The sequence below is a fragment of the Burkholderia sp. Ac-20349 genome (genome assembly GCF_017104865.1).
Classification (GTDB): domain Bacteria; phylum Pseudomonadota; class Gammaproteobacteria; order Burkholderiales; family Burkholderiaceae; genus Burkholderia; species Burkholderia aenigmatica.
In genome coordinates, this window is record NZ_JAAGPM010000153.1 from 1 (window position 1) to 17620 (window position 17620).

Annotated in this window: 18 protein-coding genes and 1 pseudogene; 16 read left to right on the top strand and 3 right to left on the bottom strand. The window is 67.3% G+C overall.

Features of this window, described 5'->3' with window-relative positions; all coding sequences use genetic code 11:
• On the bottom strand, window positions 1-597 hold a 597-nt coding region (locus tag G3N61_RS32570; protein WP_346778601.1), incomplete at its 3' end, for an FUSC family protein.
• A 145-nt stretch (window positions 598-742) separates the two neighbouring features.
• Between G3N61_RS32570 and G3N61_RS32575 the strand changes: the two genes are divergently transcribed.
• From G3N61_RS32575 to G3N61_RS32600, 6 genes are all read left to right on the top strand, one after another.
• Window positions 743-1645 (top strand): LysR family transcriptional regulator, encoded by a 903-nt coding sequence (locus G3N61_RS32575; RefSeq protein WP_089452588.1) that lies wholly within the window; start codon window positions 743-745, stop codon window positions 1643-1645.
• A gap of 393 nt (window positions 1646-2038) precedes the next feature.
• Window positions 2039-3598 (top strand): DHA2 family efflux MFS transporter permease subunit, encoded by a 1560-nt coding sequence (locus tag G3N61_RS32580; RefSeq protein WP_205824454.1) that lies wholly within the window; start codon window positions 2039-2041, stop codon window positions 3596-3598.
• A 175-nt stretch (window positions 3599-3773) separates the two neighbouring features.
• Entirely contained in the window at window positions 3774-4103 is a 330-nt protein-coding gene (locus G3N61_RS32585; RefSeq protein ID WP_043183865.1) for a hypothetical protein, read from the top strand.
• Between the two features lie 257 nt (window positions 4104-4360).
• Window positions 4361-4696 (top strand): sugar ABC transporter ATPase, encoded by a 336-nt coding sequence (locus G3N61_RS32590; protein ID WP_043183866.1) that lies wholly within the window; start codon window positions 4361-4363, stop codon window positions 4694-4696.
• A 136-nt stretch (window positions 4697-4832) separates the two neighbouring features.
• Window positions 4833-6422 carry an ABC transporter substrate-binding protein gene (locus tag G3N61_RS32595; RefSeq protein ID WP_043183867.1) on the top strand — a complete coding sequence of 530 codons (1590 nt, stop codon included), beginning with the start codon at window positions 4833-4835 and terminating at the stop codon, window positions 6420-6422.
• 271 nt (window positions 6423-6693) lie between these two features.
• Entirely contained in the window at window positions 6694-7971 is a 1278-nt protein-coding gene (locus tag G3N61_RS32600) for a hypothetical protein (RefSeq protein ID WP_205824455.1), read from the top strand.
• A 128-nt stretch (window positions 7972-8099) separates the two neighbouring features.
• Here the strand turns inward: G3N61_RS32600 and G3N61_RS32605 are convergent, their stop codons facing one another.
• Window positions 8100-8348, bottom strand: coding sequence for a helix-turn-helix transcriptional regulator (locus G3N61_RS32605; RefSeq protein ID WP_043183871.1), 249 nt, complete (start codon window positions 8346-8348; stop codon window positions 8100-8102).
• Between the two features lie 232 nt (window positions 8349-8580).
• Here G3N61_RS32605 and G3N61_RS32610 point away from each other — a divergent pair, with 232 nt between their 5' ends.
• The 9 genes from G3N61_RS32610 to G3N61_RS32650 all read left to right on the top strand — a co-directional run bounded on the left by G3N61_RS32610 (window position 8581) and on the right by G3N61_RS32650 (window position 16551).
• A complete protein-coding gene (locus G3N61_RS32610; protein ID WP_205824456.1) occupies window positions 8581-9462 on the top strand; it encodes a MurR/RpiR family transcriptional regulator in 882 nt (293 codons plus the stop codon).
• 24 nt (window positions 9463-9486) lie between these two features.
• Window positions 9487-10050 carry a D-alanyl-D-alanine dipeptidase gene (gene ddpX / locus G3N61_RS32615; protein ID WP_205824457.1) on the top strand — a complete coding sequence of 188 codons (564 nt, stop codon included), beginning with the start codon at window positions 9487-9489 and terminating at the stop codon, window positions 10048-10050.
• A 46-nt stretch (window positions 10051-10096) separates the two neighbouring features.
• On the top strand, window positions 10097-11698 hold the full coding sequence (locus tag G3N61_RS32620; RefSeq protein WP_205824458.1) for an ABC transporter substrate-binding protein: 1602 nt from the start codon (window positions 10097-10099) through the stop codon (window positions 11696-11698).
• Between the two features lie 10 nt (window positions 11699-11708).
• A complete protein-coding gene (locus G3N61_RS32625) occupies window positions 11709-12779 on the top strand; it encodes an ABC transporter permease (RefSeq protein WP_205824459.1) in 1071 nt (356 codons plus the stop codon).
• A 66-nt stretch (window positions 12780-12845) separates the two neighbouring features.
• A complete protein-coding gene (gene nikC, locus G3N61_RS32630) occupies window positions 12846-13760 on the top strand; it encodes a nickel transporter permease (RefSeq protein WP_205824460.1) in 915 nt (304 codons plus the stop codon).
• 1 nt (window position 13761) lies between these two features.
• Complete coding sequence (locus G3N61_RS32635) at window positions 13762-14676, top strand: ABC transporter ATP-binding protein (RefSeq protein WP_205824461.1); 915 nt, start codon at window positions 13762-13764, stop codon at window positions 14674-14676.
• Window positions 14673-15449, top strand: a complete 777-nt coding sequence (locus G3N61_RS32640) for an ABC transporter ATP-binding protein (RefSeq protein WP_089452580.1) — start codon at window positions 14673-14675, stop codon at window positions 15447-15449. The genes G3N61_RS32635 and G3N61_RS32640 overlap by 4 nt, the downstream gene beginning before the upstream one ends.
• Window positions 15450-15581: 132 nt before the next feature.
• Complete coding sequence (locus tag G3N61_RS32645; RefSeq protein ID WP_089452579.1) at window positions 15582-15836, top strand: GlsB/YeaQ/YmgE family stress response membrane protein; 255 nt, start codon at window positions 15582-15584, stop codon at window positions 15834-15836.
• A gap of 379 nt (window positions 15837-16215) precedes the next feature.
• Window positions 16216-16551 (top strand): type 1 fimbrial protein, encoded by a 336-nt coding sequence (locus G3N61_RS32650; RefSeq protein WP_043183882.1) that lies wholly within the window; start codon window positions 16216-16218, stop codon window positions 16549-16551.
• Window positions 16552-16618: 67 nt separating this feature from the next.
• On the opposite strand, the gene G3N61_RS32655 is transcribed toward G3N61_RS32650, so the two are convergent.
• Complete coding sequence (locus G3N61_RS32655; protein WP_043183883.1) at window positions 16619-17491, bottom strand: LysR substrate-binding domain-containing protein; 873 nt, start codon at window positions 17489-17491, stop codon at window positions 16619-16621.
• Between G3N61_RS32655 and G3N61_RS39800 the strand changes: the two are divergent.
• Window positions 17400-17620, top strand: a pseudogene (locus G3N61_RS39800) (hypothetical protein); the annotation flags it as partial. The gene G3N61_RS32655 and the pseudogene G3N61_RS39800 overlap by 92 nt on opposite strands.

Genomic DNA, 17620 nt, shown 5'->3' on the forward strand with positions numbered 1-17620 from the left:
AACGCGGCGATGGCGAAGGTCTCGGCGTCCGCGCACGATGCACGTGCGATGGGCTACGTGAAGCCGTCCGACACGATCATCTTCAACGTGTTCGAACTGCTCGACACCGCGAAGAAGGAAGCGCGCGGTAGCGATGTCGAATGCGTGCAGCGGGGCAGATACGGCGTCCATCGCGATGATCGCCGCCGTATAGCCCGCGAGCACGGCCGCATACGCCCGGAAATTCCGCAGGAAGGTCGCGACGCCCGCGCACAGGCCGATCCACGCGGCGAGCGCCGGCAGGAACAGTTCCGGGGTCTGCGCGAACGCGCCGGTCAGCAGCAGCGCGACCGCCGCGCCGATCGCGGTACCGAGAATCCGGTACTGGCTCTTCGACAGCCCCATGCCGCGGCTGCCCTGCGCGACGATCCACACGGTCGACGCGGCCCATTTCGGGTCGTCGAGATTCATCCGGAAGGCAATGTAGAGCGCCAGCAGCGACGCGGCGGTGTTGCGCAAGGCGAAGCCGAGGGCGCCCGGCGGCAGCGTGGGCCGTGCGTCGCGCAATGCAGTGCGGACGGCCGCGAGCGGCGGCAGGCTGGGGAAAGCGAATTTCATGCCGCGAGCATACGGGGGCGCACCGCCGCCACTAAGAGGCGCGGACGGGATGCGTTATTGCACCGGGCAGGATAATCGCTGCTTCATGAAACGATCCGGTCAGCAAAGGTAAGATGCGCGCAGATCGAACACTGAAGCACCCCATATGGACTTCGAAAGCATCCGGATATTCCTGCGCGTGGTCGAGCGCGGCAATTTCACCGCCGCCGCCACGCACCTCGACATGCCGCTCAGCCGCGTGAGCCGCAAGGTCAAGCAGCTCGAGGACGAGCTCGGCGTCCAGCTGCTGTACCGGACCACGCGCCGCGTATCCGTCACCGAGGCCGGACGCGACTACTACGAGCGCTGCCTGCGCGCCGAGGACATCCTGCTCGACGCGGATCGCCAGGCCCGCTCGCTGCGCACGGCGCCGGAGGGCACGCTGCGCGTGCTGGTGCCCTACTCGATCGGCCTGTTCGAACTGGAGCCGACGCTTGCCGAGTTTCGCCGGCGCTATCCGCTGGTCCAGCTCGTGCTGATCTACGACAACAACCCGCTCGATCTCGTCGAGCACGGCTTCGACGTGGCGCTGCGCGCGGGCGTGCTGACCGACTCCAGCTACATCGCGCGCTCGCTCGGCTGGTCGCAGGCGAAGCTCGCCGCGAGCCCCGCCTATCTCGACCGCGCGGGCCGGCCCGCCACGCCGCAGGACCTCGCGCAGCACGACCTGCTGCTCGTCGGTCGCGACGCGCCCGGCCTGACGCTGCGGCTCACCAATGCGGCCGGCGACGTGGCCGACGTGCCGGTGCGGCCGGTGCTGATCACCAACGAATCGGTGACGGTGCTGCGCCAGGCCGCGAGCGGCGGCGGCATCGCGCTGGTCTCGACGCACTACACGGCCCGCCGGCTCGAACGAAACGAACTCGAAATCGTGCTGCCCGACTGGCACCGCGCCGACGACGTCGAGCTGCACGTGCTGTACCCGCGGCGCGCGACACTCGACAGCAAGGTGCGCGCGTTCGTCGATTTCCTCGCGGAAGTGTTCACCGCATGGCGAACCGCCCTGTAACCGGCACGGTTCGCACACCGATTATTGCGCCCCGCGAAATCGATTAGTGAGCCGGCGCGTGTTGATGGCGGCTCGCCACATCGTTAGCCTGTCGCGATGCACAACGACTCCACACGCGACGTCAGCCGCCTGACCGCTGCCCGCAGGCGCGTCACGCGCGTCCCGCCTTCCTGACCGGCAGCCTCCTGCCTCCCGAAGCCCGCCACGGCTTCGCGCATTCGATCGAGCCGCACGTCGCACGCGCCGGCCCCGTGTAACGGGCCGCGTCGCACGCACCGTGCCCCCTTCCGTTCAGCCGCCGCACCGCGCCTGCGTTTCTTTCGCGCGCGTGCGCGGCCGCGCGTGCCCGCCGCAACGGGCCGCATCCGTTCCGCACGTTACGCAGGAAACCCCATGTCCACTCCGTCATCTCCCGCCCCGCTGTCGGGCGGCCGCCTCGCGATCGGCACGATCGCGGTATCGCTCGCGATGTTCATGAACGTGCTCGACTCGTCGATCGCGAACGTCGCCATTCCGACGATCTCGGGCGACCTCGGCGTGTCGGTCGACGAAGGCACGTGGGTGATCACGATCTTCGCGGCCGCGAACGCCGTGTCGATTCCGTTGACGGGCTGGCTCACGCAGCGCTTCGGCCAGGTGCGCCTGTTCGTCACGTCGATCCTGTTGTTCGTGTTCGCGTCGTGGCTGTGCGGGATCGCGCCGAACCTGCCGACGCTGCTCGCCGCGCGGATCCTGCAGGGCGCGGTCGCGGGGCCGCTCGCGCCGCTGTCGCAAGCGCTGCTGCTCGGCGCATGGCCGCGGCAGAAATCGTCGAGCGCGCTGGCGCTGTGGTCGATGACGGCGCTCGTCGGGCCGATCGCGGGGCCATCGCTCGGCGGCTGGATTACGTACGACTACAACTGGTCGTGGATCTTCTACATCAACATTCCGGTCGGCTTCTTCGCGGCCGCGGTCACGTGGATCGTGTTCCGCGACCGTGAATCGGCCACGAAACGCATGCCGATCGATTCGGTCGGCCTGTTGCTGCTCGTGCTGTGGGTCGCATCGCTGCAGATCATGCTCGACAAGGGCAAGGATCTCGACTGGTTCAACTCGCCCATCGTCGTCGCGCTCGGCATCGTCGCGCTGATCGGCTTCGCGTTCTTTCTCGTGTGGGAGCTTCACGAGGCCAACCCGATCGTCGACCTGCGCCTGTTCACGCAGCGCAATTTCGCGGGCGGTACGATCGCGATCTCGGTCGCGTACGGGATGTTCTTCGGCACGCTGGTGCTGCTGCCGCAGTGGATGCAGGGCTATCTCGGCTACCGCGCGGTCGATTCCGGGCTCGCCACCGCGCCGCTCGGCGTGTTCGCGATCCTGCTCACGCCGGTCATGGGACGCCTGCTGCCGCGCACCGATCCGCGCTACATCGCGACGCTCGCGTTCGTCGGCTTCGCGGTCGTCTTCATGATGCGCACGACCTTCTATACCGACGTGTCGCGCTGGGATCTCATTTTGCCGACGCTGCTGCAGGGCATCCCGATGGCGATGTTCTTCGTGCCGCTGACGTCGATCATCCTGTCCGGGCTGCCCCCGGAAAAGATCCCGGCCGCCGCCGGCCTGTCGAATTTCGGCCGCACGTTCTGCGGCGCGGTGGGCACGTCGCTGATCAGCAACGCATGGAACGACCGCACGATCCTGCATCACGTGCGGCTCACCGAACAGGCGAGCGTCACCAACCCGGGCTTCACGCAGCAGGTCGACACGACGCGTTCGCTGCTGCACCTGAGCCCCGATTCGGCGCTCGCGTTCTTCAACGCATCGGTCGATTCGCAGGCGGCCGTGATGGGGTTGAACGACATCTTCTACGTGTCGGCGATCATCTTCATCGCGATCATTCCGCTCATCTGGATCACGAAACCGGTGCGCTCGGGCGGCGGCGATGCCGATGCGGCGGCAGCCGGCGCGCATTGATTCGCATGCGCGACGGTCGGGCCCCGCGCCACGCACACCGGGGCCCGCGTCGAATCGCGCGGACGTAATAAAGACTTGCAATCGATACAGGCCGAAACGTCAACAGGCGGTGCCCGCTCCGCGTTTTTTCCTCAAGCGCCCACGATCCGGACGCGCAACGACAGGAGAAAACCCCATGCGAGCCCTTACCCGCCATCTCGCGATTGCCGCCACCCTGATGTCGGTGCTGACCGGCACCGCGTTCGCCGACACGCCGTGGCAGCAGGCGCATCCGCGCCGCGAAGAAGTCAACCAGCGCCTCGCAAACCAGAATCGCCGGATCCATCACGAAGTGAAGGAAGGCGAGATGTCGCACGCACAGGCCGCGCGCCTGCACCGTGACGACCGCAAGATCCGCCAGGAAGAGCGGGACATGGCTGGGCAGGATCGCAGCCACATCACGAAGAGCGAAAAGCACGTGCTGAACCAGCAGGAAAATGCGGTCAGCCACCAGATCGGCCAATAAGATCGACACCACCGGCAAGTGCCCATTCGCCATCACTTGAAACGCCCGCTGCCGCCATGCGGTAGCGGGTGCTTGTTGTGTATCGAATCGTTTCAACGCGCCAACGCCGTCAAATGCTGCGGGTATACTCGACCGTCAGCCGCCTGTCGCATCGTCGTCCGTCATCAACGGCCCGATTCCGGGCGGTTTCGTCGCGAAGCTTCGCGTTTCGCCTACCCCGCGCCCCAGCCTCGATACGAGACACACGACGACCCATCATGAAACGATTCCTGCTACTCCTTCCCGCCGCCCTGCTCGCCGCCTGCGGTTCCGCTCCCTCGTCCGACTCGGCCTCGTCATCCGGCGCAGCGCCGATGATCTACGTGTCGTCGCAACGTCCGGCCTACGCGATCGCCAACTGCCTCGACAGCCGCCTGTCGGGCACCGAGCAATCGCAGCACAACGGCGTGACCGATATCGCCGTCGGCTCGAACTCGTACTTCGTCACGCTGACGCCGTCGGGCAACGGTTCGGTCATCAAGGTCGTGCGCGGCTCGGGCAACGAGCCGGCCGAGGAAGCGATGCGCTTCGCGGTCGCGCGCTGCGCGATCTGATCCGAACCTGCCGATGCCGGGCGCCCGCCCGGCTCGCTGCTGCGCGCCACCCCGCCGGCGCGCACGCCGAATAATTTCATCCGGGCGGCCGTCGATGAGAGAATCGCACCCACGATTCCCTTTCCACGGAGCCCGCATGAAGCACCTGCTGTCCCGCCTGTTCGTCAGCGCCGCGCTCGTCGCACTTGTTCCGGCGCTGCCGGCACAGGCGGCCACGCCGCCCGGCATCTTCGTCGTCGCCACGCAACTCGGCGAATTCACGACCCTCGACCCGAGCGGGATCTACGAGCTGGTGCCGTCCGAGTACGTCGCGAACACCTACGAACGTCTGGTGCGCGTCGACCTGAAGGACCCGACGCGCTTCGACGGACAGATCGCGCAATCGTGGACGGTCGGCGCCGACGGCGTGACCTACACGTTCAAGCTGCGCCCCGGCCTCACGTTCCATTCCGGCAACCCGGTGACCGCCGACGACGTCGCGTGGTCGCTGCAGCGCACCATCCTGCTCGACAAGGGGCCGGCCGGCGTGCTCGCCGATCTCGGTCTCACGAAGGCGAACGTGACGCAGAAGGTGCGCGTGGTCGATCCGCAGACCGTCGTGCTCGAAACCGACCGCAAGTACGCACCGAGCTTCGTGCTCAACGTGCTGAGCGCCTGCCCGGCATCGGTCTTCGACAAGAAGCTGCTGCTGTCGCACCAGCAGGGCAACGATTTCGGCAGCGGCTGGCTCCGCACCAACGACGCGGGCTCGGGCCCGTACCAGCTCGTCAAGTGGACGCCCAACGAGAGCATCGTGCTGCAGCGTTTCGACAAGTACCGCACGCCGTACCCGATGAAGCGCATCGTGCTGCGTCACGTGCCCGAAGCGTCCGCGCAACGGCTGCTGCTGGAGAACGGCGACGCCGACGCCGCGCGCAACCTGAGCCCTGACAGCCTCGCCGCGCTGACGAAGGCCGGCAAGATCAAGGTCGCGTCGTGGCCGGTGTCCGCACTGCTGTACCTGAGCCTGAACACGAAGAACCCGAACCTCGCGAAACCCGAGGTGCAGCAGGCGATGAAATGGCTCGTCGACTATGACGGCATCCAGCGCAACATCGTCAGCACGACCTACAAGGTGCATGAAACCTTCCTGCCCGAAGGCTTCCTCGGCGCGTCGAACGCGCGGCCGTACAAGCAGGACGTCGCGAAGGCGAAGGCGCTGCTCGCCAAGGCCGGCTTGCCGAACGGCTTCGACGTGACGATGGACATGCCGAACGACTATCCGTACCTCGAGATCGCGCAGGCACTGCAGGCGAACTTCGCGCAGGGCGGCATCCGCGTGAAGCTGATTCCGGGCGATGCGAAGCAGGCGATCGGCAAGTATCGCGCGCGCCAGCACGACATTTTCGTCGGCGAATGGTCGCCCGACTACATGGACCCGAACAGCAATGCGCGCGGCTTCGCGTGGAATCCGGACAACTCCGACCAGTCGCCGACGAAGATGCTCGCGTGGCGCAACAGCTGGGACATCCCGCAACTGACGAAGGACACCGAGGCCGCGCTCGTCGAGCCGTCGCCCGCGAAGCGCGCGCAGCGTTACGACGCGCTGCAGAAGGCCGTGCTCGCGAACTCGCCGTTCATCATCATGTTCGAGAAGGTCGTGCAGGTCGCGACGCGCCCCGGCGTGACCGGGCCGGAAATCGGGCCGATCAACGACCTCGTGTCATACCGCACGCTCGCGAAGTAATGGCGGCTGCCCGCGCGGCCGGGCATACCGGCACGCGGGCAATCGCCGCGGCCCGCCGCGCCGGCGCCAGGCCGTGCGGCGGCCGCGATCTACAATGAGCGGCCAGCGAACCGGTTCGGCCCGTCGTCACGCAGGATGATCGTGCCGCACGACATGACCGCGTCCGCCATCGACAAGCCGTGTTCCGGCGGCTGCACGACAGCAGGCAGTTTCAGATACGCAGCACGCGCGCCGCGCCGGCTACCGGGCGCGCGCACCACGGGGAGAACACATGCATACGAGCGAGCACGCGGTCTGCGTGGCGATCAACGACAACAACCGCGCATGGTATGAAATGCTCGTGCCGTTCCTGCTGTCGCTGCGGCACACCGGCTACGACGGCCGGATCGCGGTGATCGGCTACGGCCTCTCCGAACGCAAGCGGCAGATCCTGGCGAGCCAGTCGGTCGACGTGATCGACGCGTCGAGCGCGCATGCGCTGCCGGTCGGCCGCTTCATCGAGGCCGCCGAGTATTGCGCACGCAACCCGCAGATCCGCAAGCTCGCGCTGTACGACGCCGACATCTGGTTCTGCGCGCCGGGGTTCGACCTGTTCTCGCAGATCGGCGACGACCGGATCCACGCGTGCCCCGACCCGCTGTTCTGCACGTTCGTCGTCGCGCCGCTGATCGGCGAGCGGCGCGATCATCACTGGCGGCTCGTCGTCGACGAGGTCTCCGCGCGCCACGGCGGCGCATTGCAGGCCGGGCTCGTTGCCGGAACTGCCGACGCGTGGGCGCGCTACGCCAGCCATCTGCGCGACTGCATCGCCCGCATCGGCACCGATTTCCAGGATTGCTTCGGGATCGATACGACGTTCCTGCACCTGTGGGGCGCACAAGGCGAAACGGCGCTGCTCGATCCGGTCCAGAACTTCGTCAGCAAGTACGGCATTCACGAAGCGTTCGACGGGAGCAACGGCACGACGACGCTCCGGTATCGCGACGAGCCGATCCGTGCGTTGCACATGACCGGCGACATCCGCTTCTTCGACCGGTGGCGCTACTACGCGAACCGCACCGACGCCGCGCTGCGCGACGGCGCGCCGTTCGCGCTGTCGGACGGCACGCCGTTCGCGCTGTCGGACGGCACGCCGGCACCGTCCGACGCGGTCGCGGCGCGCATCGCGGCGACCGACTACGTGCGCTCGGCCGGGCTGACCGTCGCGTCCGCCGCGATCGAGGGAAGCGCGGGCGCCTACCTGCAGGCGATCGACGAGCCCGGCGGCACGATGCTGATCGGCAGCGGGAACCACGAGATCGTGTTCACCGCGTCACGCGATATCGCGCGGCTGAACGTCTACGTCACGCACCCGTCCGGCTCGCCGTCGCCGCTGCTGTGCGAAGTGCTGGTCGACGGGCAGGCGCAGCGCAAGGGTACCGAGCTGATGGCGCATTTCTCGTATCGGATCGTGGCCGGCACCGTCATCACGCTGCGCTCGACGAGCCTTGGCGGCCAGCAATGCAACGCGATCTGGCGGCTGCGCGAGGCACCGGACATGCAGCAGTAGGCTGCCGGCGGGCGGCCGTTCAGTTGAAGGCCGCCCACACCACGGACGCATTCAACCCGACGATCACGACCGTCGCCTTCGACCGGCCAGATCGACAACGCGCGAGTGTGCGATTTGCGTCCCATCGCTTACCACTCGACTTCGGCTGCTTCGCGCTCGTCCTTCGTGCGGATGCAGAGCTCGAGACCGTACAGCGCGGTCAGTTCGAGCAACTGACTGAGAGACAGGCTTTCGGTACGTGTGGATTCGAGCGACGAAATACGCGGCTGGCCCACGCCGATCCGCACCGCCGCTTCGGCTTGTGTCAGCCCCTTGGCCTGGCGCGCGGACGACAGGATCTCTCCCAGTTGCGCGGGTGTATTGACGATGAAATTCACGGCGTGGATTCCTGTAGGCAATAAACGCAGCATATTCCTGACAGGCATAAACGCAAAATATGCGTGACAGGAATAATTCTCCAGCCTGCTCGCCTGCCCCTCCCAGCCACCCACCACGCTCCCGACCCTATCACCGATCCTCACACCATAGTTTTTATCCGCTGGCGCGAATGATTTTGGCTTTGTTAGATGGATGACATTCGATCATCAGACGACAATGATCTAACAGCCGATGACCTGCGCGTTCGCCCATACCGTCGAATCCCGCTACGCCGAGCTGACGCCGACCGCCAAGCGCATCGCGAGCTACATGCTCGCGAATCTCGACCGGCTCGGGCTCGAGACGGCCGACCAGATCGCGCAGCAGGCCGGCACCAGCGGCATCTCGGTCGGGCGGTTCCTGCGCAGCGTCGGCTATCGCAATCTCGACGACCTGAAGCGCGAGCTGCGCGGCGGCGGCGACCGCCCGTGGATGATCACCGACCGGCTCGACGAATACCGCCGCGTCGCGGGCACACAACCGGCCGACCCCCATGGCAACGGCAATGAAGGCCCGCTCGCGTCGTCGCTCGAGCGCGAGCTCGATGCAATCCGTCACGTGTACCGGCTCGCCGAAGGCCCGGTGTTCGCACAGGTGGCCGACCGGATCGCGCATGCGGACGCCGTGTTCATCCTCGGCATCCAGTCGACGCGCGGGATCAGCAACGCGTTCAGCAGCTACCTCGAATACCTGCGCCCGCGCGTGTTCTATTCGGACGGCCAGTCGGGCTCGTACGTCGATTCACTGAACTCCGAATTCGAGCGGCCGTACTGCATCGTCACCGACACGCGCGCGTATTCGCGCAGCGCGCGCCGCTATTGCCAGGCGGCCGCCGAGCGCGGGCAGCCGTTCGCGCTGGTCACCGATCTCTCGTGCCCGTGGGCACGCGACTGGCCGGCCGACCTGCTGCAGGTGAAGACCGACGTCGGCCAGTTCTGGGATTCGCTCGCGCCGCTCACCTGCCTGTTCAACCTGCTGATCACGGCCGTGGTCGACCGCCTCGGCCCCGCGATCGACCGGCGCGTCGCGCGCAACCGCGAACTGCAGCACACGTTCGATCAATTCGAATCCTGAATGCGAGGGCCTTCCGAACCGCCGATGAACACGCACCGCCTCGTTGAAATCACGCCCGCCACGCATCGCGTCGACATCGATCTGGTCTACGCGACCGATCGCAACCTGACCGGCAAGCCGATCTACCGCGCAGCGCACTGCCTGCTGCTGGAGCCGGCCGAAGCCGCACTGCGCCGCGCGGTGGACGTCGCGGCACAAGCCGGCTTCACGCTGCGGATCTACGACGCGTACCGGCCGCCGCAGGCTCAGCAGGTGCTGTGGGACTTCCTGCCCGATCCGAACTTCATCGCCGACCTCGGCCGCGGCTCGAATCACAGCCGCGGCACCGCGCTCGACCTGACGCTCGTCGGCGCGGACGGCGAGCCGCTCGACATGGGCACCGGCTTCGACGAGATGGTCGCCGCATCGGGCCACTTCCACGCGGGGCTGCCCGAAACCGTGCAGCGCAACCGCCTGCTGCTGCTCGGCGTCATGCACGCGGCCGGCTTCGCGCACATCGACAGCGAGTGGTGGCACTACGAATTGCCGGGCTCGCGCGCGCTGCCGCAGATCGACAACGCCGACAGCGGCCCGTGGCACCTGATGTGATGCACGTCCCCCTTCTCGTTCACGTTCGACAACCGATGGAGCGCTCATGAATTTCCTGACATCCCGGCTCGTCGCGGCGCTGGCCGCCGCGTCCGTTCTCGCCGCCGTTCCGCTTTCCGCTGCACGCGCGGAAACGCCGAAGGACATGTTCGTGATGGCCACGCTGCTCGACGAATTCACGACGCTGGATCCGGGCGAGATCTACGAGCTGGTGCCGGAGGAATACGTCGCGAACACGTACGACCGGCTCGTGCGCGTCGACCTGCGCGATCCGTCGAAATTCAACGGCGACGTCGCTCAATCGTGGACGGTGAGCACTGACGGGCTGACCTACACGTTCAAGCTGCGCCCCGGCCTGAAGTTCCACTCGGGCAACCCGCTGAGCGCCGACGACGTCGCCTGGTCGATCCAGCGCGCGGTGCTGCTCGACAAGGGCCCGGCCGCCGTGCTCACCGGGATCGGGCTGACGAAGGCAAACGTCGTCGCCAACGTGAAGAAGCTCGACGACCTGACGGTGTCGGTCACGACCGACCAGAAGTACGCGCCGACCTTCGTATTGAACGTGCTCGGCTCCTGGCCCGCGTCGGTGCTCGACAAGAAGCTGCTGCTGTCGCATCAGCAAGGCAACGACTTCGGCAACGCATGGCTGAAGACCAACGAGGCCGGCTCCGGCGCATACAAGCTGGTCAAGTGGACGGCCGGCGACAGCCTCGTGCTGCAGCGCTTCGACGGCTACCGGCTGCCGCTCGCGATGAAGCGCATCGTGCTGCGCCACGTGCCCGAAGCCGCGAGCCAGCGCCTGCTGCTGGAAAACGGCGATGTCGACGCGGCGCGCGACCTGAGCCCCGACGATCTCGCGTCGGTCGTGAAGTCCGGCAAGGCGAAGGTGTCGGCCTCGCCGCAGGCGACGCTGCTGTATCTCGGCCTGAACACGAAGAACCCGACGCTCGCGAAACCCGACGTGCAGGAAGCGCTGAAGTGGCTCGTCGACTATGCGGGCATCCAGGGCAACGTGGTGAAGACGACCTACAAGGTGCACCAGACCTTCCTGCCCGAAGGCTTCCTCGGCACGCTGAACGCGAACCCGTACAAGCTCGACATCGCGAAGGCGAAGGCGCTGCTCGCGAAGGCCGGCGTGCCGAACGGCTTTTCGGTGACGATGGACGTGCGTAACGACTATCCGTACACCGAGATCGCGCAGGCCGTGCAGGCAAACTTCGCGCAGGCGGGCATCAAGGTGCAGCTGATCCCCGGCGACAACAAGCAGACGCTCGCGAAATACCGCGCGCGCCAGCACGACATCTACATCGGCGAATGGTCGGCCGACTACATCGATCCGCACAGCAACGCGCAGGGTTTTGCGTGGAACCCCGACAATTCCGACAAGTCGAGCTATAAAATGCTGGCCTGGCGCAACAGCTGGGACATCCCGCAACTGACGAAGGAAACCGACACCGCGCTCGCCGAACCGACCGCCGCGAAACGCGCGCAACGGTATCAGGCGATGCAGAAGGAAATGCTCGCGCGCTCGCCGTTCGTGATCATGTTCGAGAAAGTCGCGCAGGTCGCGACGCGGCCCGGCGTGAGCGGGCTCGAAGTCGGGCCGATCAACGATCTCGTGTCGTACCGCAACCTGAAGAAGCAATAAGATTCGCCGCATGTCGACTCCCGTCTCCTCCCTCGAAGCACTGCGCACGCTGCCCGCGCGGCGCCCGGCCGTGCGCTGGGCCCTGCGCGTGCTGCGCTGGGCGCTCACGCTCGCCGTCACGTTCGCGGGGCTGCTCGCGCTGACGTTCGTGATCGGCCGCAAGGTGCCGATCGATCCCGTGCTCGCGATCCTCGGCGATCGCGCGTCGGCCGAGGCGTACGCGGCCGAACGCATCGCGCTCGGGCTCGACAAGCCGCTCGTCACGCAATTCCTGATCTATGCGCGCGACGTGCTGCACGGCAATCTCGGCATGTCGCTGCTGACCGCGAACCCGGTGCTCGACGATATCAAGCGCGTGTTCCCGGCCACGCTCGAACTGGCGACGATCGCGACGCTGATCGGCATCGCGATCGGCGTGCCGCTCGGCGTCGCGGCCGCCGTGAAGCACAACCGGCCGATCGACCACATCGCGCGCTTCGTCGGGCTGATCGGCAATTCGGTGCCGCTGTTCTGGCTCGGGCTGATGGGGCTGCTGCTGTTCTACGCACGGCTGCACTGGGTCGGCGGGCCCGGCCGGCTCGATCCCGTGTACGACGGGATGGTCGACACACGCACCGGCAGCCTGCTGATCGACGCGGCGCTCGCGGGCGAGTGGGACGTGTTCCGCAACGCGGTGTCGCACATCGCGCTGCCGGCCACGATCCTCGGCTACTACTCCGTCGCCTACCTGAGCCGCATGACGCGCTCGTTCATGCTCGACCAGCTGAGCCAGGAATACATCGTCACCGCGCGCGCGAAGGGGTTGTCGGAACGACGCGTGATCTGGCGGCACGCGTTCGGCAACATCATGGTGCCGCTGCTCACCGTGATCGCGCTCACGTACAGCAACCTGCTCGAAGGCTCGGTGCTGACCGAGATCGTGTTCGCGTGGCCGGGGCTCGGCTCGTACCTGACCGGCGCGCTGCTGAACGCCGACATGAACGCGGTGCTCGGCGCGACGCTCGTGATCGGCGCGATGTTCATCACCGTCAACCTGCTGACCGACGCGTTGTACCGCGTGTTCGATCCGCGTGCGCGCTGAGGGCCGCCACGACATGACCGCCTCCCCCCCGCTTCTTTCATCGCCCATGCCGAAGGTCTTCCAATCATGAACGCCGAGCGACTTACGCTGCGCGCATGGCTGCTGTCCGACGCGCCCGCGTCGCGCTCGCAGGCCGCGCTCGGTCTTGCGTACCGACGCTGGCGCCGGTTCGCCACCAACCCGCTCAACCTGTTCGGGCTCGCGATCCTCGTCGCGCTGATCGTCGTCGCGATCGTCAGCCCGCTGATCATGCCGCACGATCCGTTGCGCCAGGTGCTGTCCGACCGCCTGCTGCCGCCCGGCTCGCCGTCGCACTGGTTCGGCACCGACCAGCTCGGCCGCGACATCCTCTCGCGACTGATCGCCGGTTCGCGCCTCACGCTCGGCATCGCGCTGCTCGTCGTCGTGATCGTCGTGCCGATCGGCCTGCTCATCGGCACGACGGCCGGCTATTGTGGCGGCTTCGTCGACAGCGCGCTGATGCGCGTCACCGACGTCGCGCTCGCGTTCCCGAAGATCGTCCTTGCGCTTGCGTTCGCGGCCGCGCTCGGGCCCGGCGTGATCAATGCGGTCGTCGCGATCTCGATCACCGCGTGGCCCGCGTATGCGCGGCTCGCGCGCGCCGAGACGATCCGCATCGCCCAGGCCGACTACATCCACGCCGCGCGGCTGCAGGGCGCGTCCGGCCCGCGCATCCTGCTGCGCTACATCGTGCCGATGTGCATGTCGTCGGTGATCGTGCGCGCGACGCTCGACATGGCCGGCATCATCCTGACCGTCGCGGGCCTCGGCTTCCTCGGCCTCGGCGCGCAACCGCCGAGCCCCGAGTGGGGCTTCATGGTCGCGTCGGGCCGCAACGTGCTGCTCGACGCGTGGTGGGTCGCCACGCTGCCCGGCTGCGCGATCCTGCTCGTGAGCCTCGCGTTCAACCTGCTCGGCGACGGGCTGCGCGACGTCTTCGATCCGCGTCATGGAGCGTGACATGCCCCTGAATTCCGCCCCCTCGCCCGCGCCGCTCTGCGAAATCGACGGCCTGAAAATCGGCTTTCGCGGGCACGACGGCACCGTCACCGATGCCGTGCGCGACCTGTCGCTGACCCTCGCCCCCGGCGAGCGGCTCGGCATCGTCGGCGAATCGGGCTCCGGCAAATCGCTGACGGGCCGCGCGCTGCTCGGCCTGCTGCCCGACGCCGCGCGCTGGTCGGCACGCACGATGCGCTTCGCGGGCCAGGACCTGCTCGCGATGTCGCCGGGCGAGCGCCGGCGCCTGTGCGGCAGCCAGATGGGCATGATCCTGCAGGACCCGAAATATTCGCTGAACCCGGTGATGACGGTCGCGAAGCAGATGGGCGAAGCGTTCCGGCTGCGCGAACGGGGCCTGCGCGGCCGCGCGCTGCGCGAACGGATCATTGATGCGCTGTCGGCCGTACAGATCCGCGACCCGGCGCGCGTGGCCGATGCGTATCCGCACGAGCTGTCGGGCGGCATGGGCCAGCGCGTGATGATCGCGATGATGGTGTCGACCGGCCCGCGCCTGCTGATCGCCGACGAGCCGACCTCCGCACTCGACGTCGCTGTGTCGATGCAGGTGCTCGCGGTGCTCGACGCGATGATCGCGCGGCACAACACGGGCCTGATGTTCATCAGCCACGACCTGCCGCTCGTGATGTCGTTCTGCGATCGCGTCGCGGTGATGTACGCCGGCCGCGTGGTCGAAACCTGCGCCGCGCGCGACCTGCGCAACGCATCCCATCCGTATACCCGCGGGCTGCTCGCCGCGAACCCGCCGCTCGCGAACCCGCCGGACGAACTGCCCGTGCTGCGGCGCGATCCGGCGTGGCTCGATCCCGCGTCGCACGCCGGCACGCCCGCCGATCGACAGGAGGCCGCACGATGATCGACGTCGATCACGCATCGATCCGTTTCCCGACCCGCACCGGTCACGTCGACGCCGTGCGCGACGCGAGCTTCGCGGTGCGCAACGGCGAGGTGTTCGGGCTCGTCGGCGAATCGGGCTCCGGCAAGTCGACGCTGCTGCGCGCGCTGACGGGGCTCGTGCCGCTCGCGTCCGGCAGCCTGTCGATCGACGGCCGGCCGGTGGGCGGCACGCCCGATCGGGCGTTCCGCCGTCACGTGCAGATGGTGTTCCAGGATCCCTACGCGTCGCTGCATCCGCGCTTCACGGTCGACCAGACGCTGCGCGAGCCGCTGTCGATCCATGGCATCGGCGACACCGATGCGCGCATCGCCCGCGCACTGTCCGAAGTCGGCCTCGGCCCCGCGTTCCGGTTCCGCTATCCGCACCAGCTGTCGGGCGGCCAGCGCCAGCGCGTCGCGATCGCGCGCGCGCTGATCGTCGAACCGCGCGTGCTGCTGCTCGACGAGCCGACGTCCGCGCTCGACGTGTCGGTGCAGGCCGAGATCCTGAACCTGCTGCGCCGCCTGCATCGCGAACGCAACCTGACGATGATCCTCGTCAGCCACAATCTCGCGGTGATCGGCTTTCTGTGCCAGCGCATCGCGGTGATGCAGCATGGCGAGATCGTCGAGCAGCTCCGGATCGAGGACGTGCGCGCCGGGCAGGTGGCGCGCGACTACACGCGCACGCTGCTGCACGCGACCGAAGGCTACCGTCGTCTCGACCCGGTGGCGGGCGCGCCGGCGGCGTGACATCTGCGCGACGCGCCTGCGTGCGATACTCGGCGCGCCCCGCCCCGTGCCTCTGCCGCCGCATGGAACCCTTGTGCGCCGTACGGGTCAACACCGTTTCGTCAACAGCTCAACCGCAATAGGGAGGCGTTCATGCTGCACTTCATCGAAACCCTGGTCGTCGGGCTCATCGTCGGCCTCCTCGCCCGCGCGCTCAAGCCCGGCGACGACAAAATGGGCATCCTGATGACGACCGTACTCGGCATCGTCGGCTCGCTGTTCGCCGGCTACGTCGGCCGCGCCGCCGGCTGGTACGCGCCGGGCCAGGGCGCGGGCTGGATCGCGTCGATCGTCGGCGCGATCGTGCTGCTCGTGATCGTCGGCGCGGTACGCAAGCGCATGAACTGAACGGCGCCCCTTCGGCTCCAACGCAAAACGGCCGCTCGGAAACGAGCGGCCGTTTTCTTTTGGTACGCCGACATTCACCCGCGCACCGCTTCCACGATCCGTAAACTCGTTGACTTCGCAACGACCTGTCATGACGACCGGTATCGGACATCCGCGCTCCGGTTGGGCATACACCATCGGCATTACCCTGATTTGATATCTCACAAATCAGGCATAGATTGAATTCATCAATACGGAATCGTTTGCGCATATCCCGAATTTGTAAATTTTCCACTCAAGAGTTTCGATGGATTTGCCGTTTACGCACTCAGCATCGCAGCGTTGACGGACTGCCACCCGAGCGGCCCCGCTGCGACGCGCTTCCTCTCTGGAGCCTGTCATGAAGCATCGCCATATCGCCGCCTCGTTCGCCCTGGCTGCCTCGCTTCTGGCCACTTCCTCATCCTTTGCCGCCGGCGCGTCCGGCATCATCCATTTCTCCGGCATGATCGTCGAGCCGCCCTGCTCGTTCGCGCTCGATACCGCTGACCTCGCCCGCGGGCACGTGCTGCCTGACTGCCCGCGCCCGGCAACCGGCCAGATCGCGTTCGTCGACGCGGCGAGCCAGCAGGCCATCAAGACCACGACCTTTACTCAGGCCTCGCGCGCAATCGTTTTACCGAACCGTCCGGGCAACAATCAGGCGCCAATGATCGCCGTCGTGACCTACCAGTAAAGCCGTCCGCTGGCGCGGCATCCAACGGGTGCCGCGCGCCGGTTCGCGCACGTGCGCGCTTCGCCGGTCAATCGCGATGGCGCGCGATCCAGTCGCTGAACGCGCGGATCTTCTGCTGGTTGCCGATGTTCTCGGGATAGACGAAGAAGTAGCGTGCGCCCGTTTCGAGCACGATGTCGAACGGCCGTTCGAGCCGACGTGCGCTGACGTCGTCGTCGACGAGCGTCACGTCGCCGATCGCGACGCCAAAGCCCTGCATCGCGGCGTTCGTTGCGAGATCGAGCGTGTCGAACGTCGGCCCGCGCGCGGGATCGACGCTGCGCTCGCCCGCGTGATCGAGCCAGGCGCGCCAGTCGCGATGGTCGCGGGTCGGATGCAGCAACGTATGACGCGCAAGATCGCCGACCGCGTCGAGCGGCGACGTCTGCCGCAATTCGGGCGCGCAGACGGGCGTCAGCCGCTCGTCGAACAGCGGCAGCGCGAACACGCCGGGGCCCGGCGACGTGCCGTAGACGATCGCCGCGTCGAACGGCTCGGTCGAGAAATCGACGACGTGCTGCCAGGCCGTCGTGATCTGCACATGAAGATCGGGATGCTCGCCCTGGAAGCGCATGATGCGCGGCAGCATCCAGCGCATCACGCAGGTCGGCACCTTCAGCGCGAGATCGGTGCGCTGCCGCGTGAGCTTCATCGAAATATCGTCGATCCGCGCGAAGCTCTCGTTGACGACCGGCAGCAACTGCTCGCCTTCCGCCGTCAGCGTGAGGCCCTTCGCATGCCGCTTGAACAACGGAAAACCGTAATGCGCCTCGAGCGTCTGGATCTGCCGGCTCACCGCGCCCTGCGTGATGCACAGCTGCTCGGCCGCGCGCGTGAAGCTGCGGTGGCGAGCCACCGTCGAGAAGATCTGCAGCGCGTGCAGGGGCGGAAGTCGGCGCATGAAGAAGGCCTCGAACGGCCGGCTCGGCGTCGCCGCACTCGATACGTCGAACGGCGTGCGCATCGCCCACCATGCGCGCGAGCGCTTCCCGCTGTGCGGCACGTACGCGGTCGTCGCGGCCGCCGCGAT